Here is a 23,448-nt window from a genome sequence, read left to right on the forward strand (position 1 = left end):
GGTCACACCCCTCCGATAATGGTCGAGGAACGCGGAATGGCGGCGATCCGCCCCGCGCACGCGAACAGGCAATCGACGCCACGCGGGAAGCGTGCGCGGTTGCGCTGCAGCTGCGCGCGAAAATCGTCCGGCAGCGGTGAGGCGATGAACGCCGCCCGCTCCGCGATGCCCGGACCTTCGAGCACGAAGGCGCGCGCATTGTCCGGTGTCGCGGCGGCGAGTTCCTCCACCGCGATCACCAGCGTCGTCGAGCGGTCGGGATAGTCCTCCAGCCCCTGCGAGAAAGCGTCGAGCGGCGGCATGTGGCGCGGGTCGCCGATCAGCGCGAAGGCGCCCTGCGCGGGATCGTCAGTGAGCGGCGCACCCGTGTGGAAACGCAGATACCGGGCCACGGCATCGACTGCCGACAAGCCCGGATCGAGCCACAGGGAAGCCTCCTGATCCGCCATGGTCAGCGCGATCGCTGCAAGTTCCGGCGTCAGCGGCGCGGGCGGCGCCAGATCGAACGGCATGCGCCCGATGCTGCCCGGGCGCGCCATGGCGTCCATGAGGACGCGGAACAGAGCCTGCGTCTGGCCCACGGCATCCGTGAAGCCGGCGCCGGATGGGAGAGTGGCTGTCATCAGTCGTCTCCCCGCACCATGGTGAAGAAATTGACCCGCGTCGCCGCCGTCTGCGCGGCGCGCACCGCGGCCTCCGCCTCAAGACGCGCCTCGACTTCGGCAAGGGCGGTCTCCACGGCGGCGCGGCGGTTGTCGTCCTGCCACAGGGCGTCGACGATGGCCGCCAGCCGCGCCTTCGTCTGGTCGCGCCCCAGATGGTAGGCGAAGCCGCTGCGCTCGCCGACCTGGACGGCCGCACGCGACACCGTGGCCTCGCCCACGTTGAAGGGAGCGCCGTCGCCGCCCATGCGCCCCTGCACCATCACGAGCCCGGTTTCGGGGACGCGAAGATCGGCGGCGGGAGATATCGGCGCGAGCGTGCCGAGTACCGCCTGAAGATCGCTCCGTGTTGCCGCGGCGCACAGCGCCATGACCCGTCGCCGGGCCCTGAGCCCGGCAGAGTCGGTATTATCGTTTTCAGCGTCAGCCATTTTTCGTCATTTGATATTGCAGGTGACAGCGAGATCAGGAACGATAACGCCGCTGCGGTTCGATGCGGGGGTTGCCCGGCGGTTGAATTTGTCTCTATTTATAGACAACTCGATCCGGGAATCCAATGAAGGTTTGGTGACAGCGTCATCCGGCGCGGTCTGAGCGGCGGAACGAGTATCGGAACGTATGGGAAATGGACGACCGGCAGATGACGACAGGAAACGAAGCCCCGGCTTTCGGCGGCATTTTCGAGCCGCCTGCCTCGCCGCTCGTGCGCGGCGAGGGCGTGGCGGCCTGGCGGCGCATCGCTGACGAGATCGAGGCGGATATCGCGACGCAGCGTCTTGCGCCCGGCACGCAACTGCCGACGGAGGCGCAGCTTTCGGCGCGCTTCGGCGTCAACCGCCACACGGTGCGCCGGGCGCTGGCGGCGCTGGCGGAGCGGGGACTGCTGCGGGCGAATCAGGGGCGCGGCACCTTTGTCGAGAACAGGCCTCTCTCCTATCCCATCGGTCCGCGCACCCGCTTCTCCGAAAACATCCTGCGGGAGCATCTGGAGCCCGGTGGCGAGTTTCTCGGCGCGGAGGAAATACCCGCGACTCCGCTGGTCGCGCGCGCCCTGTCGGTGGTGGCGGCCTCGCCGGTGCTGGCGGTGAGGTCCCGGCGCTTCGCGGACGCCACGCCGGTTTCCTGCGGCGTGATGTATATGCCGCTGCCGCGCTTCGCGGCGTTCGTCGACACCTACCGCAGCCATCTGGCGGTGACGCCGGCGCTCGCTGCTTGCGGCGTTGCCGACTACCGGCGACTGGAGACGCGCATTTCCGCCCGCACGGCGACCGGTGAGGAGGCGGCGCATCTGAACCTCGCGCCCGGCCGGCTGGTCATCACCGCCACCGGCGTCGATGTCTGCGTGGATGGTGTGCCGATCCTGCTCGCCCAGACGGCGTTTGCGGCCGACAGGGTCGAACTCGTCGTCTCCAGCGACGATCAGTGCTGAAGCCGCACCGATGAACACGGAATCGCTCCTGTTCCAGCTCGGCCTCGCGCTCGCCATCGGCCTGCTCGTGGGCACGGAGAGGCACTGGCGCGAACGTGGAGAGGCGCCGGGCGCGCGCACGGCCGGCATCCGCACCTTCGGCATCACCGGCCTTCTTGGCGGCCTCGCCGGCGCGGTGGCACAGGCGGCCTCGCCGGCGCCGTCGCTCTCCGCCGCCATCCTGGCCGGCGCGGTCTTTCTGGCGTTCTCCGCCGTCCTCGGCCTGTTCAAATGGCGCGAGTTGCAGGAGGAGCACGATTTCAGCGTCACCAGCGTGGTCGCGGGGCAGGCGACGTTCCTGCTCGGGTGCTTCGCCGTTCTGGGCGATCCCGCGACGGCCGGGGGCGCGGCCATCGCCCTCACCGTCGTGCTGGCGAGCCGCGAGACCCTGCACGCCTTCGTGGCCCGGCTGACATGGCCGGAACTACGTTCGGCGATCTTTCTGCTCGCGATGGCCTTCATCGTGCTGCCGCTGTTGCCGAACCGCACGATCGATCCCTTCAACACAGTCAATCCCGCCGAGATCTGGGTGTTCGCGATCGCGCTCGCCGGCGTGTCGTTCGTCGGCTATGCCGCGGTGCGCCTTTTCGGCACTTCGCGCGGGCCGCTGATCGCCGGCATCGCCGGCGGCCTCGTCTCATCGACGGCGGTGGCGTTGACGTCGGCGCGCGATTCAGTGTCCGGCACGGCGCCGGTCCAGACCGTCGCCGCCGGCGCGCTGGCCGCGAGCGCCGTGTCGGTCGCGCGCGGCATCGTGCTCGTCATGCTCTTTGCGCCCGCCATGTTGTCGACGCTGCTGCCGGCACTCGCCGGCATCGCCGTCGTGCTCGTCTGCGCGGCGATCGTCTGCGCGGTCAGGAGCGTGCCGGATGCGAACGGCGCCCTGCCCGTGGACGGCGAAGCGCCCGGCCCGGAAAATCCGTTCGAGATCGGCTCGGTGCTCAAGCTCGCCGCGGTCATCGCCTTCGCCACCGTCGCCGCGCGCGTGGCGGCCGCGGCCTTCGGCGACAGGGGAACGATCGTGGTCTCCGTGATCATGGGCCTCGTCGATATCGATTCCGTCATCCTGTCGATCACCCGTCTCACCGACGCCACGCTATCGGCGGGCACGCGCGAGCTGGCGATTCTGGCGGCGATCACGACCAATATCATCGCCAAGATGGTCTATAGTGTCGCGCTCGGATCGCGGCGCTACGGCCTCCTGATTGCCGCCGTCTCGGTCGCGTCGCTCGTCGCGGGCGCTCTTGTGGCCGCCTTCACACTGGTGTAGCAAGAAACAAACAAGCGTTAGGGAACGGCGGGGCCAGCCGTCGGCATACGGAAGCGTGCAAGAGGTGAAAGATGCCTGCCAATGTTTTCGAGGACTTCGTCGCCGGTGACGTCACCACCTACGGCAAGCGAACCGTGGGCGAGGACGACATGGTCGCCTTCGCGCAGGAGTTCGACGCCCAGCCCATGCATGTGGACCCTCAGGCGGCGCGCGAGACTTTCGCCGGGCAACTGATCGGCTCCGGCTGGTATACCTGTTCCATCGCCATGCGCATGTTCTACGACAATGTGCTCGCCGGCTCCTCCAGCATGGGCTCGCCCGGCGTCGATCAGGGGCTGTGGGTGCGGCCGGTGCTGCCGGGCGACACGCTGCAACTGCGCCAGACCATTGCCGGGACGCGCACCTCGCGCAGCCGCCCGGAGATGGGGCTCGTCAACTTCGTCTTCGACGTGTTCAATCAGAAGGACGAAACCGTCTACCGGCAGGACTGCTGGGTGATGTTCGGCCGCCGCGAGGCGTGGCAGAACCGGAACGCCGAAAACCTGAACGGGGAGCCCGCGCCGGCGTCGCAGGGCACGCAGGAGAGCCCGGCGGCCGACGCGGCGCAGCAGCCCGGCGGCGCGCCCGACACTCCTGCGCGCGTGTGGTTCGACGATCTCGAGATCGGCGACACGGCGTCGATCGGCAGCCATCATTTCTCCGCCGAGGAAATCATCCGTTTCGCGCGGGCCTTCGATCCGCAGCCCTTCCACACCGATCCCGACGCGGCGCGGGAGACGCATTTCGGCGGGCTGTGCGCCTCCGGCTGGCATACCGCGTCGGTGTGGATGAAGCTGACAGTGGCGCACCGGAGGGCCGAGGCGCGTCGCGCGCGGGAGGCGGGCGCGGAAGTCGGCCGGCTGGGCCCCTCCCCGGGCTTCACCAACCTGCGCTGGCGGCGCCCCGTCTATGCCGGCGACGTGCTGACCTATCACAGCCGTGTCGCCGACAAGCGCATCTCGTCCTCCCGGCCCGGATGGGGCATCGTCAGCACCGTGAACTCGGCCACCAATGCCCGGGGCGAGCCTGTGTTCAGCTTCGACGGCGCGGTGTTCTGGGAGCGGCGCGGCGCGGACTGACCGGCCCGACACGTCATTGTTATTCGGCGCAGCTGTCGGGCTCTGTTAGACAGCTGCCGAATCCATGCGGATTCGGCAGCTACTGAAATGTCGGAGCACGACGGCGATGGAATGGCGCGATACGCGAGAGAAATACGGCCTCGTAAGCCGCATCCTGCACTGGGTGATGGCGGGCCTGCTTCTGTGGCAGTTCACGGGCATGGCCGCCCGCGTCGCCTTCGGGCGCGCGCCGCTGGTTTCCCTCTTCGTCGGCACGCACGCGCCACTGGGCGCCCTCCTCTTCGTCCTGATCGTCGCGCGGCTTCTATGGGGGCTCGCGAATCGGGAACGCCGCCCTGCCTACGAGCCGGGACTGCTCGGGTTGCTGGCAAAAGCGGGGCATCTCGCCCTCTATGCGCTGATGTTCATCGTGCCGGCGCTGGCGCTGATGCGCGCCTACGGCTCCGGGCGCGGCTTCCAGCCTTTCGGCATTCCCTTGTTCCCCGCGACGGGAGAGCAGATCGCGTGGCTCATGGCGCCGGCGAACGCGCTGCACGGTGTGCTCGCCTGGGTGCTGCTCTCGCTGATCGCCGGCCATGTCGGCATGGTGCTGGTGCACCGGTTCGTCTGGCGCGACGATGTTGCGAGCCGCATGATCCCGGGCCGCGGGGCGCGGGTCCGCGCAGCCGCATCGGCCGCCGGATGAGTGCCTGCGCCGGGAGCGCGCCTGCCTTCCGGCGCGGCGCATTGCGCTCCGCCCACTGACATGCTACGCGCCTGACGTGTTTCCCTGAATGTGTCATCCGGTGCGCAGCATGTCGTCCTTGTTCATCGCCCCTTCGATCCTCGCCAGCGATTTTGCCCGTTTCGGCGAGGAAGTGCAGGCCATCGACCGCGCGGGAGCGGACTGGGTGCATGTCGATGTCATGGACGGCCATTTCGTCCCCAACATCAGTTTCGGTCCGGAGGTGGTGCGCGCCATCCGGCCGTTGACCCCGAAAATCCTCGACGTGCATCTCATGATCGCGCCCGTCGATCCCTACCTGCCGGCCTTCGCGGAAGCGGGCGCGGACATCATCACCGTCCATGCCGAGGCGGGGCCGCATCTCCACCGCACCTTGCAGGCCATCCGCGGCCTGGGCAAGAAGGCGGGCGTGGCGCTCAACCCGGCGACGCCCGTGAGCGTGCTCGAACACGTCCTCGACGATGTCGATCTCATCCTCATCATGAGCGTCAATCCGGGCTTCGGCGGCCAGTCCTTCATTCCTTCCGCGGTCGAGAAGGTGGCGAAGGTACGCGCGCTGGTCGGCGAGCGCCCGGTCGTCATCGAGGTCGACGGCGGCGTCACCAGCGAGACCGCGCCAGCCGTGGCGCGCGCGGGCGCGCGGGCGCTCGTCGCCGGTTCCGCCGTGTTCAGGGGCGGCGCTGCGGCGTATGCCGACAATATTTCCGCCATTCGCAAGGCGGCTGAATCCGCTATTGGTGAATGGATCTGACGAATACTGCGTAAGGAAAAGAGATGATCCCGCGTTACAGCCGCCCCGAGATGGTCGCCATCTGGTCGCCGGAGACGAAGTTCCGCATCTGGTTCGAGATCGAGGCGCATGCCACCACCGCGCTCGCCAATCTCGGCGTCGTGCCGAAGGAGGCGGCGGAGATCGTCTGGGAAAAGGGCTCGGAGGCCACGTTCGACGTCGCCCGCATCGACGCCATCGAGCGCGAGGTCAAGCACGACGTCATCGCCTTCCTGACGCATCTAGCCGAAATCGTCGGCCCGGAGGCGCGCTTCGTGCATCAGGGCATGACCTCTTCGGATGTGCTCGACACCTGCCTCAACGTCCAGCTCGTGCGCGCCGCGGATATCCTGCTCGCCGATCTCGACGCCCTGCTCGCCGCGCTGAAGCGGCGCGCCTTCGAGTACAAGCTCACGCCCACCATCGGCCGTTCGCACGGCATCCATGCCGAGCCGGTCACCTTCGGCCTGAAGCTGGCGCAGGCCTATGCCGAGTTTTCCCGCGCGCGCGAGCGGCTCGTGGCGGCGCGGCGCGAGGTGGCGACCTGCGCCATTTCGGGCGCGGTCGGCACCTTCGCCAACATCGATCCGTCCGTGGAGGCCTATGTGGCGGACAAGCTCGGCCTCGCGGTCGAGCCCGTCTCGACGCAGGTCATTCCGCGCGACCGGCATGCGATGTATTTCGCGACGCTCGCGGTGATCGCCTCCTCCATCGAGCGGCTCGCCGTCGAGGTGCGCCATCTCCAGCGCACCGAGGTTTACGAGGCGGAAGAGTATTTCTCCGAGGGGCAGAAGGGCTCCTCGGCCATGCCGCACAAGCGCAACCCGGTGCTGACGGAAAACCTCACCGGCCTTGCCCGCATGGTGCGCGCCTACGCCCTGCCGGCGATGGAGAACGTCGCACTGTGGCACGAGCGCGACATCTCGCATTCGTCCGTCGAGCGCATGATCGGTCCGGATGCGACGGTGACGCTCGATTTCGCGCTGGCGCGGCTCGCCGGCGTCATCGACAAGCTGGTGGTCTATCCGGAGAATATGCAGGCCAATCTGGACAAGCTCGGCGGGCTGGTGCACTCTCAGCGGGTGCTGCTGGCGCTGACGCAGAAGGGCATCTCGCGTGAGGATGCGTATCGGCTCGTGCAGCGCAACGCCATGCCCGTATGGCGCGGGGAAGGCGATTTCCTGACGCTGCTGAAAAACGACAAGGATGTCCGTGCCGCTCTTTCGGAAGCTGAAATCGAGGAAAATTTCGACCTCGGCTATCACCTCAAGCACGTCGACACCATCTTCCGGCGGGTGTTCGGAGAATCGTGATGCGCATTTCTGAATGCGACGTGCTGATCGTGCCGGGGCTTTCCGGCTCGGACGAAGGTCACTGGCAATCCCGCTGGGAGGATCGGCTGTCGACGGCGACGCGCGTCGCGCAGGTGGACTGGAATGCGCCCGATCGCGAGGCATGGGTGGATACGCTCGTGCAGGCCGTCGCGGCGACGACGCGGCCCGCGGTCATTGTCGCCCACAGCCTGGGTGCGCTAACGGCTGCCCATGCGGCGCCGGAGTTCGCGTCGGGCAAGGTGATCGGCGGCTTCCTGGTGGCGGTGCCGGATGCCGAGCAGGCGGAAGGCATGCCGGCGGAGGTCGCCCGCTTCGGGCCGGTTCCGACAGAGCCCCTGCCCTTTCCGTCATTGTTCGTGGCAAGCCGCAACGATCCTTTCTGCTCATTTTCCCGCGCGCAGGAAATAGCGCTCGACTGGGGGGCGCAGATTGTCGATGCCGGAGAAGTCGGCCATCTCAACGCCGCTTCCGGCCATGGGCCGTGGCCGGAAGGGCTGATGCGGCTCGGCCAGTTTCTCGGCCGCCTCGGCTGACCGGCCGGCGGCGCACATTACAGATGTTAAGCACCGGGACCGGATGATGAAATCGTCTGTGACGGGTGCTTTTTCGTGTCCCGATCATTACATTAGCAAGGCAGCCGTGTGACGATTCGGTCACCGGCCGGATCCCGGCCCGTGCCGGGCCCCGGTCCCGGCGCAAGTTCATGTTCTCACGCCCCGATGGCGTGCATACCGCAAGGAAGCGTAATGTCCGAACCCGCCCGCGAGCTTCAGCCTGATGAATACGGAGCCGACTCGATCAAGGTGCTGAAGGGGCTCGATGCTGTTCGCAAACGGCCGGGCATGTATATCGGCGATACCGACGACGGCTCCGGCCTGCACCACATGGTCTACGAGGTCGTGGACAACGCCATCGACGAGGCGCTGGCGGGCTATGCCGATCTGGTCACGGTGACGCTGAATGCCGACGGCTCCGTCACCGTCACCGACAACGGGCGCGGCGTTCCCACCGCCATCCATACGGAAGAAGGCATTTCGGCGGCCGAGGTCATCATGACCCAGCTTCACGCCGGCGGCAAGTTCGACCAGAATTCCTACAAGGTGTCGGGCGGCCTGCACGGCGTCGGCGTTTCCGTCGTCAACGCGCTGTCCACGTGGCTGAAGCTGCGCATCTGGCGCGGCGGCAAGGAGCATTTCATCGAGTTCCGCCGTGGCGAGGCAGTGGCGCCGCTTGCCGTCGTCGGCGAGGCGGCCGGCCGGCGCGGCACGGAGGTGACGTTTCTGGCGAGCACGGAAACTTTCTCCATGACCGAGTACGACTACACCACGCTGGAACACCGCCTGCGCGAACTCGCCTTCCTCAATTCCGGCGTGCGCATCGTCCTCACCGACAACCGCTCGGCGGAGCGCAAGGTGGAGGAATTGCACTACGAGGGCGGCATCGAGGCTTTCGTCCGTTATATTGACCGCACCAAGCAGCCGCTGATCGCCAGGCCGATCGTGGTGCAGGGCGTGCGCGACGGCATCGAGGTGCAGGTCGCGCTGTGGTGGAACAACGGCTACCACGAAAACGTGCTCTGCTTCACCAACAACATTCCGCAGCGCGACGGCGGCACGCATCTCGCGGGCTTCCGCGGCGCCCTCACCCGGCAGGTGACGGGCTATGCGGAATCGTCCGGCACCGCGAAGAAGGAAAAGGTCTCGCTGACCGGCGACGACTGCCGCGAGGGCCTTACCGCCATCGTCTCCGTCAAGGTGCCCGATCCGAAGTTCTCCTCCCAGACGAAGGACAAGCTCGTCTCTTCCGAGGTGCGCCCGGTGGTGGAGAGCGTGCTGAACGAGACGCTGGCGACGTGGTTCGAGGAAAACCCGGCCGACGCCAGGGTCGTGATGACCAAGGTGGTCGAGGCGGCGGCTGCCCGCGAGGCGGCGCGGCGCGCGCGCGAGCTGACGCGCCGCAAGGGCGCGCTCGACGTCGCCTCCCTGCCCGGCAAGCTCGCCGACTGTCAGGAGCGTGATCCGGCGAAGTCCGAGCTGTTCCTCGTCGAGGGCGACTCGGCAGGCGGCTCCGCCAAGCAGGGCCGCAACCGGGAGTACCAGGCGGTGCTGCCCCTGAAAGGCAAGATACTCAACGTGGAGCGGGCGCGCTTCGACAAGATGCTGTCCAGCCAGGAAATCGGCACCCTCATCACGGCGCTCGGCACGAGCATCGGGCGCGAGGACTTCAAGCCGGAGAAGCTGCGCTACCACAAGATCATCATCATGACGGACGCCGACGTCGACGGCAGCCACATCCGCACGCTGCTGCTGACGTTCTTTTTCCGCCAGATGCCGGAACTCATCGAGCGCGGCCATATCTTCATCGCCCAGCCGCCGCTGTACAAGGTGACGCGCGGCAAATCCCAGCAATACCTGAGGGATGAGCGCGCGCTGGAGGACTACCTGATCGAGGCCGGTACCGAAGGCGCGGTGCTCAAGGTCGCCAGCGGCGAGGAGCGCGCGGGCGCGGACCTGCGCAGGCTGGTGGAGGAATCGCGCATGGTGCGCCATGTGCTCGATCACCTGCATACGCGCTACAACCGCGTCGTGGTGGAGCAGGCGGCCATCGCCGGCGCGCTACGCCCGCAGCTGCTGGACGACCCGGAGAAGGCCGGCGAGGCCGCGGCCTATCTCGCCCGCCGCCTCGACGCGATCTCGGACGAGACCGAGCGCGGCTGGGAAGGCCGCGCCACGGATGACGGCTTCGTGCTCTCGCGCACGGTGCGCGGTGTGAAGCAGGTGGCGCTGCTCGACCTCGCCTTGCTGGAATCCGCCGATGCCCGCCGTCTCGACGAGGTATCGCCGCACCTGCAGGACGCCTACGGCAAGCCGGCGGCGCTGACCCGCAAGGGCGAGACGAGCATCGTCACCGGCCCGGTTTCCCTGTTCGCGAGCATCACCGCTTCCGGCCGCAAGGGGCTGCAGATGCAGCGCTACAAGGGCCTCGGCGAGATGAACCCGGACCAGTTGTGGGAAACCACGCTCGACCGCGACAACCGCTCGCTGCTGCAGGTGCGCGTCCGCGAGGTCGCTGCGGCCGACGACATCTTCGTCAAGCTGATGGGCGACGTGGTGGAGCCCCGCCGGGAGTTCATCCAGGACAACGCGCTGAACGTCGCCAATCTGGATATCTGACGCGCGGGCGCCAGCAAACGCACCATGCGCATCCGCCATGCACCGCGGGGGATTGCGCCGGCGCGCTTTTGCCTGCACCTTTCGCGCGCGGCGGTCGTCGCCGCTTCCATCAGCGCGAGCCTTCACCATGACGGTTGCCCAAACTGTTGCCCGGGCCGCCGAGCCCGTCAGGCGTCCGATGGGCTTCGGCACGGTGTTTGCGATGGCTGTCGCCTGTGCGTTCGCCGTCGCCAACATCTACTACAACCAGCCGATGATGGTGCTCATGGCGCGCGACCTCGGGGTGCCCGAGACGTCGGCCGGTTTCATCGCCACGGCGACGCAGGCGGGCTACACCATCGGCCTCGCGCTGCTCGCGCCGCTGGGCGACCGCTTCGAGCGGCGCAGCCTCATCCTGCGCATCATGCTGCTGCTGACCGTGGCGCTGGTGGCGGTGAGCCTCGCGCCCACGTTCGCGCTCCTGCTGACGGCAAGCTTCTTCGTCGGCGTGCTATCGATTCCCGCCCAGTACATCATTCCGATGGCGGCGGCCCTTGCCTCTCCCGAGCGGCGCGGCAGCGTCATCGGTGTCATCATGTCGGGCCTGCTCACCGGCATCCTGGGCGCGCGGGCGTTCGCCGGCGTCATCGCCGAATTCGCGGGCTGGCGGGCGATGTTCGCGATCGCGGCGATCATCATGGTGCTGGTGGCGGGGCTGGTGCGCGCCGCTTTCCCGAAGCTCGACGCGACGTCCTCGCTCGGCTACGGCGCGCTGATGCGCTCCCTGCTGCCGCTGTGGCAGGCGGAGCCGGTGCTGCGTGAGGCGACCCTGGTCGCTGCCTTCGCCTTCGCCACCTTCAACGTATTCTGGACGACGCTGACGCCCCATCTCGCCAGCCCGGAGCTTGGCTACGGACCGTCGGTGGCGGGGCTGTTCGGCCTCATCGGCCTGTTCGGCGCGTTGACGGCCACGGTGGCGGGCCGCCTCGCCGACCGTGTCCGGCCGCGCATCATCGTCGGCAGCGCCATGGCTTTGATGGTTGCGGCGTTCATGCTCATGGGCGTGAGCGGCCATCTCATCGTCGGCCTCGTGGCGGGCGTCATCCTCCTCGACATTGGCCTGCAAGGCGTCCAGATCACCAGCCAGACACGGATCTTCGCGCTTCAGCCCGATGCGCGCAACCGCGTCAATACCATCTTCATGACCGCCTATTTCATCGGCGGAACGTCGGGCTCCGCCATCGGCACGCTGGCGTGGCAGTATGGGGGATGGGCCGGTGTGAGCATTGCCGGCATCGCGCTCTCGTCGGTCGGCCTCGTCCTGCATCTGCTCGGTCCGCGGCTGTTCGGCCGCTGACCGTCCGGCGCATCGCCATCGTTCCCTCTTGACCGCGTGGACGCATCTGCCAAACTGCGGCCGAACAGGCTGGGCGTGGGGGAGATCATGCGTCGTCTCATCTTGAACGCGATTGTGTGGGGCGCGGCCGCTGCCGCATCGGTCGGCGCGGCACAGGCCGCGTGTCAGCGCGAAGGCGGTTTCGGGCAATGGCTCGAAGGCGTCCGCAAGGAGGCGCAGGCCGCCGGCATCTCGCCGGCCGCCGTTTCCGCAGGACTCGACGGCCTCGCCTACGATGCGAAGATCGTCTCGCTGGACCGCGGCCAGGGCGTCTTCGGGCAGAGCTTCCTGCAGTTCTCCGACCGCATGGTTTCGGCCGGGCGCCTTCAGCAGGGCCGCAAGCAGATCGGCGTCCACCGCGGCACCTTCCAGAGGATCGAGTCGCAGTTCGGCGTGCCTGCTTCCATCATCGCCGCCTTCTGGGGGCTGGAGACGGATTTCGGCGCCAACAACGGCAAGTTCCCCGCGCTGCGGTCGCTCGCGACCCTCGCCTACGACTGCCGCCGCCCGGAGTTGTTCCGCGGGCAGTTGCTCGATGCGCTGCGGCTCATCGAGCGCGGCGACCTCGCGCCCTCGCAGATGGTCGGCGCATGGGCGGGCGAGATCGGCCAGGTGCAATTCATGCCCTCGGACTATTATCGCTACGCGCTCGACTACAGCGGCAACGGGCGGCGCGACCTCATTCGCGATACGGCCGATGCGCTGGGGTCCGCCGGCAACTATCTGTCGACGCTCGGCTGGCAACGCGGCCAGCCGTGGCTGGAGGAGGTTCGCGTGCCGGCGGAGCTGCCGTGGGATCAGGCCGGTCTCGACCGCAGGCAACCGCGCTCGCGCTGGGCGAGCCTCGGCGTCACCCGTGCCGACGGCTCGCGCCTGCCTGCTGACGGCCTCTCATCGTCCCTGCTGCTGCCGATGGGCAAGGACGGGCCGGCCTTCCTCGCCTATCCCAATTTCCACGTGCTGCTGAAGTGGAACCAGTCCTTTATCTACGTGACCACGGTCGGCTATTTCGCCAACAGGCTCGACGGAGCGCCGCCCGTGCGGCGGGGTGGCAAGATCAACCATCTGGGGCCGCAGCAGGTCAGCGAACTGCAGCGCCTGCTCAACGCGCGCGGCTTCGGCGCGGGCAAGGTCGACGGTATGATCGGTGCTGACACGCGCGCCGGCACGCGCGAGGCCCAGCTCCGCTACGGTCTGCCCGCTGATGGCTACCCGACGGTCGCGCTGCTGGAGAAGCTGCGCACCGGAAGGTGAGACGACGGGAACACGCGCCGCTTGCATTGTGGGCCGTTTCGCGCGACAAGCGGCTTTTCGTCATCAATTCAGCATCCTATGAACGACAAATCTTCCCCGGAGGCCCTTCGCCGGACCTTCGCCATTATCTCCCACCCGGACGCCGGCAAGACCACGCTGACCGAAAAGATCCTGCTTTTCGGTGGCGCGATCCAGCTTGCCGGCGAGGTCAAGGCCAAGAAGAACCGCGTCCAGACCCGATCCGACTGGATGGGGATCGAGCGCGAGCGCGGCATTTCGGTCGTTACCTCGGTGATGACGTTCGAATATGACGGCCACGTCTTCAACCTGCTCGATACGCCGGGCCACGAGGACTTTTCGGAGGACACCTACCGCACGCTGACCGCCGTCGATTCGGCGGTGATGGTGATCGACGCGGCCAAGGGCATAGAGGCGCGCACGCGCAAGCTCTTCGAGGTCTGCCGCCTGCGCGACATCCCGATCGTCACCTTCATCAACAAGCTCGACCGCGAGATCCGCGACCCGTTCGACCTGCTCGACGAGATCGAGAAGACGCTGGCGCTCGACACCGCGCCCATCAACTGGCCGATCAGCCGGGGCAAGACCTTCGCGGGCACGTATGACCTCGCGCACAACACCATCCGGCAGATCGACAAGGACGGCCCGGCCATTTCCGTGAGCGGCCCGGACGATCCCGCCGTTGCGGGGCTCGTGCCCGAATACGAGCGCGATGCGTGGCTGGAGGAGATCGAACTGGCGCGCGAGGGCTGCCGGCCGTTCGAACTTGCCGCCTTCCGCGAGGGGCATCTCACGCCTGTGTTCTTCGGCAGCGCGCTGCGCAACTTCGGCGTGCGCGACCTCATCGACGCGATGGGGGCATTCGCGCCCCCGCCGCGCGAGCAGCAGGCGCAGACCCGCATGGTGCAGGCGGACGAGCCGAAGATGACCGGCTTCGTGTTCAAGATTCAGGCGAACATGGATCCGAACCACCGCGACCGCATTGCCTTCATGCGCATCTGCTCCGGCAAGCTCACGCGCGGCATGAAGGCGAAGCTCGTGCGCACCGGCAAGCCCATGAGCCTTTCCGCGCCGCAGTTCTTCTTCGCGCAGGACCGCGCCATCGCGGACGAGGCTTATGCGGGCGACGTAGTCGGCATCCCGAATCACGGCACCCTGCGCATCGGCGACACGCTGACCGAGGGCGAGGATATCGTGTTCCGGGGCGTGCCCTCCTTCGCGCCGGAAATCATGCGCCGCATCAAACTCACCGACGCCATGAAGGCCAAGAAGCTGCGCGAGGCCCTGCAGCAGATGGCGGAGGAAGGCGTCGTTCAGCTCTTTATTCCGCAGGATGGTTCCTCTCCCATCGTCGGCGTCGTCGGCGCACTCCAGCTCGACGTGCTGAAGACACGGCTCATGGGCGAATACGGCCTGCCGATCGACTACGAGACGACACGCTTCTCCGTCTGCCGCTGGATCGACAGCGACGACCGGCGGGAACTGGACAAGTTCATCAACGCCAATGGCTCGGCGCTGGCCGTGGATCTGGACGGCGCGCCCGTGTTCATGGCCTCGACGGCGTTCTCGCTCAACTACGAGATCGAGCGCTGGCCGGAGATACGCTTCACGGACGTGAAGGATTATCAGGTGCAGGAGGCGTGACAGCGCTTCCCGACGAGCGTGGCTCGTCGGGAAGCGTCAGGCAAGGTCCGTGTGGGTGAAATCGTTGCCCTTGTAAAGCAGGGCTACATTCAGTGCCCGAGCGCAGGCATAGGCGAAGCAATCGCCGAAATTGAGATCGGCGACGTGGCCCACGGCTTTGCCATAGGTCGCGCTTGCCTCCAGCGCCCCCTGCCCGATCTCGGGAGAGATGGCAATCTCCTGCGCGTCGAGAGCCTCGACGAAAGCGTCCACGGCCGCCTGCGCCTGCCGCAATAGCTGCGGCGATGGCTTCGCGGGTCCCGATCCCGTCGCCTTCTGCCGGGCAAGGGCGACGGCGGCCTCGAACCTGACCAGAGGCGAAACGAAGAAAGGGCCGTCAGCCAGGGCCAATCGCTTTTCGATTTCCACATGGCCCGGCTCCCGCCCGAGAATGGCGACGATGGCGGACGCATCCACGAACATCAGGCGTTGTCCCACATGTCGTCCGTGTAGGATTTCATATCGAAGGCGGGATCGCTCGCCCCCATTGCGTCGGCCAGCGCCCGGGCACGCGCAAGGCGATCCCTTAACGGCATGCCACGCCTCGCCTCGGCAAGCCGGGCCTGCAGGGCATCGCGAACGGCCTCGGTTTTGGTTTTGGCTCGGGTGAGCTTGCGGACCTCCTCCGCAAGGGCATCCACCTCCGCGTCGCGGATGAAAAGCGCCATGGCAGATATCTCCTTCGGATATTCATATATCATGAAACGGATATCCCCGCGAGTCGCTCGGCCGTCACGGTCCCGCCACCACCAGCGCCCAGTACACCTTGTACTTCGAGCCCGGCGCATAGGCCGTCGCGATGCCGAAGCGGGTTGCCGGGTTCTGCAGCAGCACGCGGTTGTGCTGCGGCGATTCACGCCAGCCGGAGAATGCCTCGGCCAATGTCCTGTATCCGGCGGAAAGATTGATGCCCGGCGACTTCACCCCGGCCGCCGTCAACCGTGCCTTCAGGGCATCGGCCGACGCCGGCTTGTCGGCGCGCGCGGCGGAGGACGCGCTCGCCTGTGCCAAGGCGGTGAGCGCGGGGTCGACGGCGAGCGGTCCGAGCCCGTGGTTGCGGCGGTATGCGGAAAGGATTTCCGCCGCCGCGTTGGCGTCTACCGCCGCGCCCTGCCGGTCGAGCTGGCGGTAGAAGGGCGCGACGCCCGTTACCGGCGGCTTTTCCGCGCAGGAGGAAAGGCCCAGGGCAAGGCAGGCCAGCAGTGCGGCCTTCGTCAAGGAAAATCCCGCCATGATCACGTTGTCGCCGCTCCTGTATCGTCCTGTCCGTGATGGTGATTGTATCCGCCCTCGTCGTCCGCCCGTGTGGCGCGCCCGAACCTCCACTCTTCCCACACCATCGGGCGCACGGGTACGAGATCGCGCTCGCGCAGCGTCCGCAGTACGGCGAACCTGAGATCGCTGGAGACTGTCAGCCTGTTCTCGACGTTGGGAATGAAGCAGCGCAGCTCGAAGCGCAGCATCGTCGGCTCGAAGCCCATCAGCAGCACGTGGGGCGCGGGTGTGTCCAGCACCTGTGGATGGGCTTTCGCGCAGGCCAGCATCAGTTCGCGCACCTCGTCCGGATCGGCGGTATAGCTCACGCCGATGGAAACGATGAGCCGCCCCAGCCTGTCGCGGTGAAGCCAGTTCTTCACGGTTCCCGACACGAGGCTGGAATTCGGCACGATCACGGCCGCGCGGTCGAATGTCTCGATTTCGGTCGCGCGCACGTTGATGCGCTTGACGTATCCCTCCTCCGGGCCAACCACCACCCAGTCGCCGACCTTGATGGGGCGCTCCCACAGCAGGATGAGGCCGGAGACGAAATTGTTGACGATGGACTGCAGGCCGAAACCGATACCGACCGACAGCGCGCCGGCGACGATCGCCACCCGGTCCAGGCTTAGGCCGAGCTGCGTGCAGGCAATCCCCACGGCGAGGAAGAAGCCGACATAGCCCACGCCGGTGGCGATCGAGTTGCGGATGCCGACGTCGAGGCCCGTCGATGGCAGGAAGCGTGCGGACAGCCAGCGCTGGATGATGCGGCTCACCGTCAGCGTCACCGCGAAGGTGATGATCGCGCCCAGGATCTCTACCGGAGACATGCGCACTTCGCCGATGGTGAAGCCGTTCTGCACGGACCGCAGGGAGGAAAAGACGTCGTTCGATTCCACGCCCCACGGCGCGAGGATCAGCATGACGCCGAGCGCAATCAGGATGAGCTTGATCACGCCCGAGAACAGGATGCCGATCTGCTCCAGCGTGCGCCGGCGCAAGCCGACGCTCGTCTGCAGGACAAGCGAGACGCGCGAGTTGCGCCGGGGCATCTCGATGGCGATCTCGTCGATCAGCGTGGTCAGCAGGAAGAACAGCCCCACGACGGTGGAAACCCAGACGACCTGATCGACGATGAACGACGCGAAGGCGATGAACCCCGTCAGTGCGGCCAGCATGATGGCGAAGGTCGCCAGCCACGCCGCTGCCCGCAGCAGGCTCCAGAGCTGCGGCTCCGAAGGCACGTAGGGGCCGAAATCCTCCTCGATGGGCTTGGTGCGCCGCCGCAGCCCCTGCAGCGTCACGAACATGACGACGGCGAACGAGAACGCGGCAAGGCCATCGGCCAGCGCCACCAGCGCGAGATTGGAGTCGATCGCCGCGACGATGTCCTGCAGCAGATTGCCCACCACGAGCACGACGGTCAGCGTCGCACTGGCCCGATAGAGCCACATCGCAGTGTCGTCATCGAGGGCGAACAGCCGCCATGACGGCAGCCCTGGCGCGAGCAGAGCCCGTGTGAGGGCGCGCATGAAGAAGATGAAGCCGACGCTGAGCAGCAGGCCGACGACGATGGTTTCCATGCGCCCCTGGGTCAGGCCCTCGGCGTCGAGCGCCATGAACAGGGTGATGATCGCGGCAACGAACGGCAGCGTCACGCCGATGATGAGGCCGAGCGCCTTCATGACGCGCCGCAGCCGTTCCGGATTCTTCTCCTCCCGATCGCGATGCGTGAGCTGGGGCAGGAAGCGGCGCTGAAGCCGGTATAGGCCGGCCCAGACGGCGAGAGAGGCGAGCGTGGCCGCCGCCCTGCCGCTGCGCGTCCGCTCGACGGCCTGTCCCAGCCAGTTTCCGAACAGGCCGCGGGCCGTTTCCAGCGCCTCCGGCACACCGGCCATCGCCTCCTTCCACAGCCACGGGCTGAGCAGGCTCGGGCGCTGTTCGAACAGCTCGTTGGCGAAGACGAGGCGGCGGTGGTCGTTGATCGCGGTGGTCAATTGCGCTGTCTGGACGAGCAGGGCCTCCGCCAGGCTGATGCCCGCCTGCAGCTCCGCGAGGTTGCGCTCCCGCTCCTCGCGCTCGCGTGCCGTCGTTTCGGCCTCCGGCGGCGCGCCTTCCGCCGGGCGCGGCCCGAGCTGCGCGAGCTGGGCGTTGATGGCGGCCGCCCGGGGCGACAGGTCGTTGACGACGGCGCGGATGCGCGTTGCCGTTTCGCCCGCCTGGCCGCGCATTTCAAGCAGTTCGTCCTCCGACGGCGTTTCGGACGCGAGCCGGTTTTCCAGCCCTTCCAGCTGTGTGCGGGCGGCGTTCAGAACTTCGGCTGGAGCGGGCGCATTGACGGGCTTGGCGTCGGCCGCGGCCTTGCCGGAGGATGCCTTGGCCGGCGCCGCAGTGGGGCTACGGACGTCGTCGGCGATGACGGCGGAGAGTGCGCCGAAGGTCAGGAGCACCGCCAGCATGAGCATGCCGAGGACGCGGGACAGAAGCGCCCCCGGCGGTGGCGGCGTCCGTCTATCGCGCATTGGCGAACTCGTCCTCCAGGAAGGCGCGCACATCCTCCCGCGCCACATCCCGGGCGATGAAGCTCTCGCCGATGCCGCGCGCCAGAATGAAGGTGAGTGCGCCGCGCCGCACTTTCTTGTCCTGCGCCATGGCTTCCAGCAGGCTGTCGGCGTCCCCGATGTCGCCCGGCACGTCCTGCAGCAGTGTCGGCAGGCCGACGGCTTCGAGATGGCGGGCCACGCGCTGCGCGTCCTGCCCGTTGGCGAGGCCGAGCTTCACCGAGAAGCGGAACGCCAATGCCATGCCGATCGCCACCCCCTCGCCGTGCACGAGTCTGGCGCCGTCGTAGTTGCAGGCGCGCTCCAGCGCGTGGCCGAAGGTGTGGCCGAGGTTCAGCAGGGCGCGGTCGCCGTTCTCGTGCTCGTCACGCGCCACGACCGCCGCCTTCGCGGTGCAGCTTTTCGCCACCGCGCGGGCGCAGGCCTCCCCGGCCTGGAAGACGGCGCTGCCGTTCTGCTCGCACCAGGCGAAGAACGCCGGGTCGTCGATGAGTCCGTATTTGACCACCTCGGCATAGCCGGCGCGGAACTCGCGCTCACTCAGCGTATCGAGCAGCGCCATGTCCGCCACCACGAGCGAGGGCTGGTGGAAGGCACCGACGAGGTTCTTGCCGTGGGGCGAGTTAATGCCCGTCTTGCCGCCCACCGACGAATCGACCTGCGCCAGCAGCGTCGTCGGCCATTGCACGAAACGCACGCCCCGGCGCACAGAGGCGGCCGCGAAGCCCGCCAGGTCACCGACGACACCGCCGCCCAGCGCCAGCACAAGGTCGCCGCGCTCGATCTTCGCCGCGATGATCGCATCGCAGACGGCGGCGAACTGCGCGTAGGACTTGCTGCCCTCGCCCGGCGGCACCGTGACGCGCGCCACCCGCAGGCCCTGCTCTTCGAGGGCAGCCGCGATTCGTGCTCCATGCAGCGCGCCCACCGTCTCGTCCGTGACGATGGCGACCGCCCCGCCCGGCGCCAGCGCCGCGACGCGACGCACCGCGAAGGCGGAGATGTCGCGGCCGATCAGGATGTCGTAGGAGCGCTCCCCCAGCGCCACCGGCACCGTCGTGACGGCGGCCGCGCCGGCACCGGGCTGCGATACGGGCGGAACGGGGGCATCGGTCATGGTCGCTGTGTCTCCAGTAGGGGCCGGTCTGCCGGGCAGCGATACGACGCAAACGCCTGTACCGCCGGCCCCGGTTATTACAGACTGGCGTCCAAAAGCGCCACAAGTTCGTCGACGATCACTTCGTGCGCCACCTCGCGCGAGACGACCGTGAATTCGGCGAGCGCATAGATCGGGTAACGCTCGTCCATCAGCCGCCGCAAGGTTGCCTCCGGATCGTCGGTCTGGAGCAGCGGCCGGGTCGGGCGCTTGCGCACGCGGCGCATCAGCGTCTCGGCGTCGGCCTTCAGCCAGATGGCGGGCCCCGATTCCGCGATCCGCGCGCGCGTCTGCGGGTTGAGATAGGCGCCGCCGCCCGTCGCCAGCACCTGCGGCCCTTCCTGCAGCAGCCGGTCGATCACCCGTTTCTCGCCCTCGCGGAAATGGGCCTCGCCGTGGGTGGCGAAGATATCCGGAATGGACATGCCGGCGGCGGTCTCGATCTCCGTATCCGCGTCCACGAACGGCAGGTCGAGGCGCTGGGCGAGGCGACGGCCGATGGTGCTTTTCCCCGCCCCCATCATGCCGATCAGCGTGATTGTCCGCTTGCCGAGCCGGTCGCGGATCTGCCGGGCAACCTGCGCCTCCTCCGGCGCCATCGGCCGGGCGGCCTGTTCGGAAGACGCCGGCTCCCGTCCGGGGTCGTCGCGAGAGGAACCTGCGTCCGCCGCGTCCTCTGTTTCCGGATCGGAGAGGCCTTCCCGTGATTCCTCTGCTGTCATTTCCGGACGCCCCCGTCCGGGCCCCTGTGCGCCCTCACCCGACTGTCCTTTCTCCCTCCAGCAAGCCATGCCGGCAAATATCCCGCACGGGAGAATGCGTCAGATGGCGATGTTTGTCGATCATCGCTTGTTTACTAACATGGGATAAAAGCAGCCTGGCGTCCCGTGGGGCTGCGATCCCCGGACCCGTCGTCATCGCCGTGTTGGGCCAGGAGCGACCATGCCGACACTCTTTCGTCTTCTCGTCACCCTGGGGATCCTCGCCGGCCTCGGCTATGCGGGCATGTTCGCGCTGGCGACGTTCGTCACCCCGCAGCAGCGCGAGATGTCGGTCTCGATTCCCGCCGAACGCCTCAACCGCTGATTCCATTGCCCGGCCGTTCCTCATGCGCGCAGACCCCCTCGCCCCCCTTTCGACCGCAGCGGCCGTTGCGCTCTACCTCGACATGCTCGCCTCCGAACGGGGCGCCTCGCGCAACACGCTGGACGCCTATCGCCGCGACCTCGACGACTATACCGCCTTCCTCAAGGCGCATCGCCGCTCTCCGGACGACGCTGCCGCCGACACGATTCGCGCCTTCCTCGCCGAACTGGACGATCGCGGCCTGAAGGCGACGTCGGCGGCGCGCAAGCTTTCCGCCGTGCGCCAGTTCCACCGCTTCCTCTACAGCGAGGGCCATTGCCGCACGGACCCCTCCGCCGCAATCGACGGGCCGAAGCGCGGGCAGGCGTTGCCGAAGGTGCTGTCCGTGGCGGAGGTCGACCGGCTGCTGGCGCGCGCGCACGACGGCGTGGACGACGAGGCGCTGCCGCCGGCCCGGCGGCTGACCCGCGCCCGGATGGCCTGCCTGCTGGAAATGCTCTACGCGACGGGCCTGCGCGTGTCGGAACTCGTCTCCCTGCCCATCGCGGCCGCCCGCACACGCGAGCGTTTCCTGATCGTACGCGGCAAGGGCGACAAGGAGCGCCTCGTGCCGCTCACCGATGCGGCGCGTGACGCGGCGCGAATCTACCTCGCGCTGCTCGAGAGCGTGCATGGCGGAGCGCGCGCCGGCTGGCTGTTCCCCGCCGACAGCGCCTCCGGCCACCTCACGCGCCAGGCCTTTGCCCGCGACCTCAAGGACCTTGCCGCGCAGGCGGGGCTTTCGCCCGAGCGTGTCAGCCCGCACGTCCTGCGCCATGCCTTCGCCAGCCATCTCCTGCACAACGGCGCGGACCTGCGCGTGGTGCAGGAATTGCTCGGCCACGCTGACATCGCCACGACGCAGATCTATACGCATGTTCTGGACGAGCGCATGAAGGCGATGGTGCGGGACCTGCACCCGCTGGCCGACGAATTATCAACCTCCACCGGCCAAGCTTGATATTGCGCGCCACCCTGCGCGCGTGCAATGCTGCCGCCGGCACGTGAGCGACGACTGTCATCTGTTCGGGATATTTGTGGGTCCATAAACATCCGGCGGCGGCAGCGTAGGCTGCGAGCCTCGCATGATGGTTGGACGGCCGGCGTCCGCGATCCCTCCGATCGCGTCCCCGCCGCCGACGCAGGACAGGCCCGAGGAGATTATGGCAGGCGTTGAAGCTGGCTGGACCGATGTCATCAGACTTGCCGCGGTCTTTTTTCTCGTCCTCGCCAACGGATTTTTCGTCGCCGCAGAGTTCTCACTCGTCGCCGTCCGGCGCAGCCGGGTCGCGGAACTCGTGGCGTCAGGCCAGCGTAATGCCGCTGCGCTGCAGAAGGCCATCGATCACCTCGACGGCAATCTCGCCGCTACGCAGCTCGGCATCACCATATCGTCGCTGGCGCTGGGGTGGATCGGCGAACCGGCGCTGGCGCACCTGATCGAGCCGCTGCTCGCCTTCCTGCCCGGCAACCTCGCCTCCATCGGCTCCCACACGCTGGCCGTGGTCATCGCCTTCACCATCATTACCGCGCTGCATATCGTGCTCGGCGAGTTGGCGCCCAAGAGCCTCGCACTCCAGCGCAGTGAGGCGACTGCGCTCGCCGTGGTGCAGCCCCTCGCCATCTTCCAGCTCATCTTCCGCCCGGCCATCGTCACGCTGAACGGCATGGGCAACCTGGTGCTCAGGCTCGTCGGGCTGCACGCCGGCGAGGGGCCGGCATCGAACTATTCGCCGGAGGAACTGAAGCTGCTCATGGCCGCGAGCCAGCGCGCGGGCGTTCTACAGCAGGCGCAACTCGAAGTCGTGGAGCGGGTGATCAACCTGAGCAACCGGCGAATCGGCGATTTCATGACGCCGCGGCTCGATATCGAGTGGGTTGATGCCGACGATCCGCCCGAGGAAATACTCAAGACCATCCGCGAATGCCGCCACGCGCAATTGCTCGTCAGCCGCGGCGAGCTTGACGAGGTCATCGGCATCGTCCTGAAGGAGGACCTGCTCGACAACGCCCTCGACCACCGGAGCATCGATGTCGCGCGCCTGGCCCGCGAGCCGCTGGTGGTGCACGAGGCAACGCCCTTTCTGCGCATTCTCGAACAGTTCAAGCAGAAGCCCGTGCGGCTTGCGGTCATCGTCGACGAATACGGCGGGATCGAGGGCATCATCACGCAGACCGACTTGCTGGAAGCCATCGCCGGCGAGCTACCCGGTGTCGACGACGAGGAGCCCTCCGTCGTGGAGCGCGCCGACGGTTCACTGCTTATCGACGGCATGATGCCCGCGCACGAGGCTTTCGACCGGATCGGACTGCGCGACCTGCCGCAGACCGGCGACTTCCACACCATCGCCGGCTTCTTCCTGCACGAGTTGGGGCGTATCCCTTCTGTCGGCGACACGGTGACGTGGCAGGGCTGGCGCTTCGAGGTTGTCGACATGGACAGCCGGCGGGTCGACAAGCTGCTCGTTTCCCGCGTCGAGACGGACTGACGCCCGCGCCGC

22 protein-coding genes are annotated in these 23,448 nt (G+C 67.6%); 14 read left to right on the forward strand and 8 right to left on the reverse strand.

Annotation, left to right across the window (positions count from 1 at the left end; all coding sequences use genetic code 11):
- Positions 1-2: 2 nt before the first annotated feature.
- Both phnH and phnG read right to left on the reverse strand, forming a co-directional pair.
- Positions 3-623, reverse strand: coding sequence for a phosphonate C-P lyase system protein PhnH (gene phnH / locus FHS82_RS11640; RefSeq protein ID WP_166952875.1), 621 nt, complete (start codon positions 621-623; stop codon positions 3-5).
- Complete coding sequence (gene phnG, locus FHS82_RS11645) at positions 623-1,093, reverse strand: phosphonate C-P lyase system protein PhnG (RefSeq protein ID WP_281351119.1); 471 nt, start codon at positions 1,091-1,093, stop codon at positions 623-625. The genes phnH and phnG overlap by 1 nt, the downstream gene beginning before the upstream one ends.
- A 209-nt stretch (positions 1,094-1,302) precedes the next feature.
- On the opposite strand from phnG, the gene phnF reads away from it, so the two are divergent.
- The 11 genes from phnF to FHS82_RS11700 all read left to right on the forward strand — a co-directional run bounded on the left by phnF (position 1,303) and on the right by FHS82_RS11700 (position 14,809).
- Positions 1,303-2,091 carry a phosphonate metabolism transcriptional regulator PhnF gene (gene phnF, locus FHS82_RS11650; RefSeq protein WP_166952881.1) on the forward strand — a complete coding sequence of 263 codons (789 nt, stop codon included), beginning with the start codon at positions 1,303-1,305 and terminating at the stop codon, positions 2,089-2,091.
- Between the two features lie 10 nt (positions 2,092-2,101).
- Positions 2,102-3,400, forward strand: a complete 1,299-nt coding sequence (locus FHS82_RS11655) for an MgtC/SapB family protein (RefSeq protein WP_166952883.1) — start codon at positions 2,102-2,104, stop codon at positions 3,398-3,400.
- Between the two features lie 71 nt (positions 3,401-3,471).
- Positions 3,472-4,518, forward strand: coding sequence for a MaoC family dehydratase (locus FHS82_RS11660; RefSeq protein ID WP_166952886.1), 1,047 nt, complete (start codon positions 3,472-3,474; stop codon positions 4,516-4,518).
- Positions 4,519-4,624: 106 nt separating this feature from the next.
- Complete coding sequence (locus FHS82_RS11665) at positions 4,625-5,203, forward strand: cytochrome b (RefSeq protein WP_166952889.1); 579 nt, start codon at positions 4,625-4,627, stop codon at positions 5,201-5,203.
- Between the two features lie 109 nt (positions 5,204-5,312).
- On the forward strand, positions 5,313-5,993 hold the full coding sequence (rpe, locus tag FHS82_RS11670) for a ribulose-phosphate 3-epimerase (protein ID WP_166952892.1): 681 nt from the start codon (positions 5,313-5,315) through the stop codon (positions 5,991-5,993).
- Between the two features lie 23 nt (positions 5,994-6,016).
- Positions 6,017-7,324 (forward strand): adenylosuccinate lyase, encoded by a 1,308-nt coding sequence (gene purB, locus FHS82_RS11675; protein WP_166952895.1) that lies wholly within the window; start codon positions 6,017-6,019, stop codon positions 7,322-7,324.
- Complete coding sequence (locus tag FHS82_RS11680; RefSeq protein WP_166952898.1) at positions 7,324-7,878, forward strand: RBBP9/YdeN family alpha/beta hydrolase; 555 nt, start codon at positions 7,324-7,326, stop codon at positions 7,876-7,878. The genes purB and FHS82_RS11680 overlap by 1 nt, the downstream gene beginning before the upstream one ends.
- A gap of 213 nt (positions 7,879-8,091) precedes the next feature.
- On the forward strand, positions 8,092-10,518 hold the full coding sequence (gyrB, locus tag FHS82_RS11685; RefSeq protein WP_166952901.1) for a DNA topoisomerase (ATP-hydrolyzing) subunit B: 2,427 nt from the start codon (positions 8,092-8,094) through the stop codon (positions 10,516-10,518).
- A gap of 127 nt (positions 10,519-10,645) precedes the next feature.
- On the forward strand, positions 10,646-11,854 hold the full coding sequence (locus tag FHS82_RS11690; RefSeq protein WP_166952904.1) for an MFS transporter: 1,209 nt from the start codon (positions 10,646-10,648) through the stop codon (positions 11,852-11,854).
- 87 nt (positions 11,855-11,941) lie between these two features.
- Complete coding sequence (locus tag FHS82_RS11695; RefSeq protein ID WP_166952907.1) at positions 11,942-13,147, forward strand: lytic murein transglycosylase; 1,206 nt, start codon at positions 11,942-11,944, stop codon at positions 13,145-13,147.
- A gap of 78 nt (positions 13,148-13,225) precedes the next feature.
- The gene (locus tag FHS82_RS11700) at positions 13,226-14,809 is read left to right on the forward strand and encodes a peptide chain release factor 3 (protein WP_166952910.1); all 1,584 of its coding nucleotides are present in this window, start codon (positions 13,226-13,228) and stop codon (positions 14,807-14,809) included.
- 36 nt (positions 14,810-14,845) lie between these two features.
- Here the strand turns inward: FHS82_RS11700 and FHS82_RS11705 are convergent, their stop codons facing one another.
- The 6 genes from FHS82_RS11705 to FHS82_RS11730 form a co-directional block, all read right to left on the reverse strand.
- The gene (locus tag FHS82_RS11705; RefSeq protein WP_166953408.1) at positions 14,846-15,271 is read right to left on the reverse strand and encodes a type II toxin-antitoxin system VapC family toxin; all 426 of its coding nucleotides are present in this window, start codon (positions 15,269-15,271) and stop codon (positions 14,846-14,848) included.
- Positions 15,271-15,516, reverse strand: a complete 246-nt coding sequence (locus FHS82_RS11710; protein ID WP_166952913.1) for a type II toxin-antitoxin system VapB family antitoxin — start codon at positions 15,514-15,516, stop codon at positions 15,271-15,273. The genes FHS82_RS11705 and FHS82_RS11710 overlap by 1 nt, the downstream gene beginning before the upstream one ends.
- Before the next feature lie 64 nt (positions 15,517-15,580).
- On the reverse strand, positions 15,581-16,066 hold the full coding sequence (locus tag FHS82_RS11715; RefSeq protein WP_343042559.1) for a CAP domain-containing protein: 486 nt from the start codon (positions 16,064-16,066) through the stop codon (positions 15,581-15,583).
- 17 nt (positions 16,067-16,083) lie between these two features.
- Complete coding sequence (locus FHS82_RS11720; protein ID WP_166952918.1) at positions 16,084-18,627, reverse strand: DUF3772 domain-containing protein; 2,544 nt, start codon at positions 18,625-18,627, stop codon at positions 16,084-16,086.
- A complete protein-coding gene (gene aroB, locus FHS82_RS11725) occupies positions 18,617-19,783 on the reverse strand; it encodes a 3-dehydroquinate synthase (RefSeq protein WP_166952921.1) in 1,167 nt (388 codons plus the stop codon). Before aroB ends, FHS82_RS11720 begins: the two co-directional genes overlap by 11 nt.
- Before the next feature lie 77 nt (positions 19,784-19,860).
- Entirely contained in the window at positions 19,861-20,544 is a 684-nt protein-coding gene (locus FHS82_RS11730) for a shikimate kinase (protein WP_377700241.1), read from the reverse strand.
- Positions 20,545-20,764: 220 nt separating this feature from the next.
- Here FHS82_RS11730 and FHS82_RS11735 point away from each other — a divergent pair, with 220 nt between their 5' ends.
- The 3 genes from FHS82_RS11735 (at position 20,765) to FHS82_RS11745 (ending at position 23,436) form a co-directional block, all read left to right on the forward strand.
- Positions 20,765-20,908, forward strand: coding sequence for a histidine kinase (locus FHS82_RS11735; RefSeq protein WP_166952925.1), 144 nt, complete (start codon positions 20,765-20,767; stop codon positions 20,906-20,908).
- A gap of 22 nt (positions 20,909-20,930) precedes the next feature.
- A complete protein-coding gene (gene xerD, locus FHS82_RS11740; protein ID WP_166952928.1) occupies positions 20,931-21,908 on the forward strand; it encodes a site-specific tyrosine recombinase XerD in 978 nt (325 codons plus the stop codon).
- 202 nt (positions 21,909-22,110) lie between these two features.
- Positions 22,111-23,436, forward strand: a complete 1,326-nt coding sequence (locus FHS82_RS11745) for a hemolysin family protein (RefSeq protein WP_166952931.1) — start codon at positions 22,111-22,113, stop codon at positions 23,434-23,436.
- Positions 23,437-23,448: the final 12 nt, after the last annotated feature.

The sequence above is a fragment of the Pseudochelatococcus lubricantis genome (genome assembly GCF_011762225.1).
Classification (GTDB): domain Bacteria; phylum Pseudomonadota; class Alphaproteobacteria; order Rhizobiales; family Beijerinckiaceae; genus Pseudochelatococcus; species Pseudochelatococcus lubricantis.

What these genes read in the sequence shown, in the direction of transcription:
- phnH (WP_166952875.1), bottom strand. Translation starts at nt 623, where the DNA reads ATGACAGCCACTCTCCCATCCGGCGCCGGCTTCACGGATGCCGTGGGC.
- phnG (WP_281351119.1), bottom strand. Translation starts at nt 1,093, where the DNA reads ATGGCTGACGCTGAAAACGATAATACCGACTCTGCCGGGCTCAGGGCC.
- phnF (WP_166952881.1), top strand. Translation starts at nt 1,303, where the DNA reads ATGACGACAGGAAACGAAGCCCCGGCTTTCGGCGGCATTTTCGAGCCG.
- FHS82_RS11655 (WP_166952883.1), top strand. Translation starts at nt 2,102, where the DNA reads ATGAACACGGAATCGCTCCTGTTCCAGCTCGGCCTCGCGCTCGCCATC.
- FHS82_RS11660 (WP_166952886.1), top strand. Translation starts at nt 3,472, where the DNA reads ATGCCTGCCAATGTTTTCGAGGACTTCGTCGCCGGTGACGTCACCACC.
- FHS82_RS11665 (WP_166952889.1), top strand. Translation starts at nt 4,625, where the DNA reads ATGGAATGGCGCGATACGCGAGAGAAATACGGCCTCGTAAGCCGCATC.
- rpe (WP_166952892.1), top strand. Translation starts at nt 5,313, where the DNA reads ATGTCGTCCTTGTTCATCGCCCCTTCGATCCTCGCCAGCGATTTTGCC.
- purB (WP_166952895.1), top strand. Translation starts at nt 6,017, where the DNA reads ATGATCCCGCGTTACAGCCGCCCCGAGATGGTCGCCATCTGGTCGCCG.
- FHS82_RS11680 (WP_166952898.1), top strand. Translation starts at nt 7,324, where the DNA reads ATGCGCATTTCTGAATGCGACGTGCTGATCGTGCCGGGGCTTTCCGGC.
- gyrB (WP_166952901.1), top strand. Translation starts at nt 8,092, where the DNA reads ATGTCCGAACCCGCCCGCGAGCTTCAGCCTGATGAATACGGAGCCGAC.
- FHS82_RS11690 (WP_166952904.1), top strand. Translation starts at nt 10,646, where the DNA reads ATGACGGTTGCCCAAACTGTTGCCCGGGCCGCCGAGCCCGTCAGGCGT.
- FHS82_RS11695 (WP_166952907.1), top strand. Translation starts at nt 11,942, where the DNA reads ATGCGTCGTCTCATCTTGAACGCGATTGTGTGGGGCGCGGCCGCTGCC.
- FHS82_RS11700 (WP_166952910.1), top strand. Translation starts at nt 13,226, where the DNA reads ATGAACGACAAATCTTCCCCGGAGGCCCTTCGCCGGACCTTCGCCATT.
- FHS82_RS11705 (WP_166953408.1), bottom strand. Translation starts at nt 15,271, where the DNA reads ATGTTCGTGGATGCGTCCGCCATCGTCGCCATTCTCGGGCGGGAGCCG.
- FHS82_RS11710 (WP_166952913.1), bottom strand. Translation starts at nt 15,516, where the DNA reads ATGGCGCTTTTCATCCGCGACGCGGAGGTGGATGCCCTTGCGGAGGAG.
- FHS82_RS11720 (WP_166952918.1), bottom strand. Translation starts at nt 18,627, where the DNA reads ATGCGCGATAGACGGACGCCGCCACCGCCGGGGGCGCTTCTGTCCCGC.
- aroB (WP_166952921.1), bottom strand. Translation starts at nt 19,783, where the DNA reads ATGACCGATGCCCCCGTTCCGCCCGTATCGCAGCCCGGTGCCGGCGCG.
- FHS82_RS11730 (WP_377700241.1), bottom strand. Translation starts at nt 20,544, where the DNA reads ATGACAGCAGAGGAATCACGGGAAGGCCTCTCCGATCCGGAAACAGAG.
- FHS82_RS11735 (WP_166952925.1), top strand. Translation starts at nt 20,765, where the DNA reads ATGCCGACACTCTTTCGTCTTCTCGTCACCCTGGGGATCCTCGCCGGC.
- xerD (WP_166952928.1), top strand. Translation starts at nt 20,931, where the DNA reads ATGCGCGCAGACCCCCTCGCCCCCCTTTCGACCGCAGCGGCCGTTGCG.
- FHS82_RS11745 (WP_166952931.1), top strand. Translation starts at nt 22,111, where the DNA reads ATGGCAGGCGTTGAAGCTGGCTGGACCGATGTCATCAGACTTGCCGCG.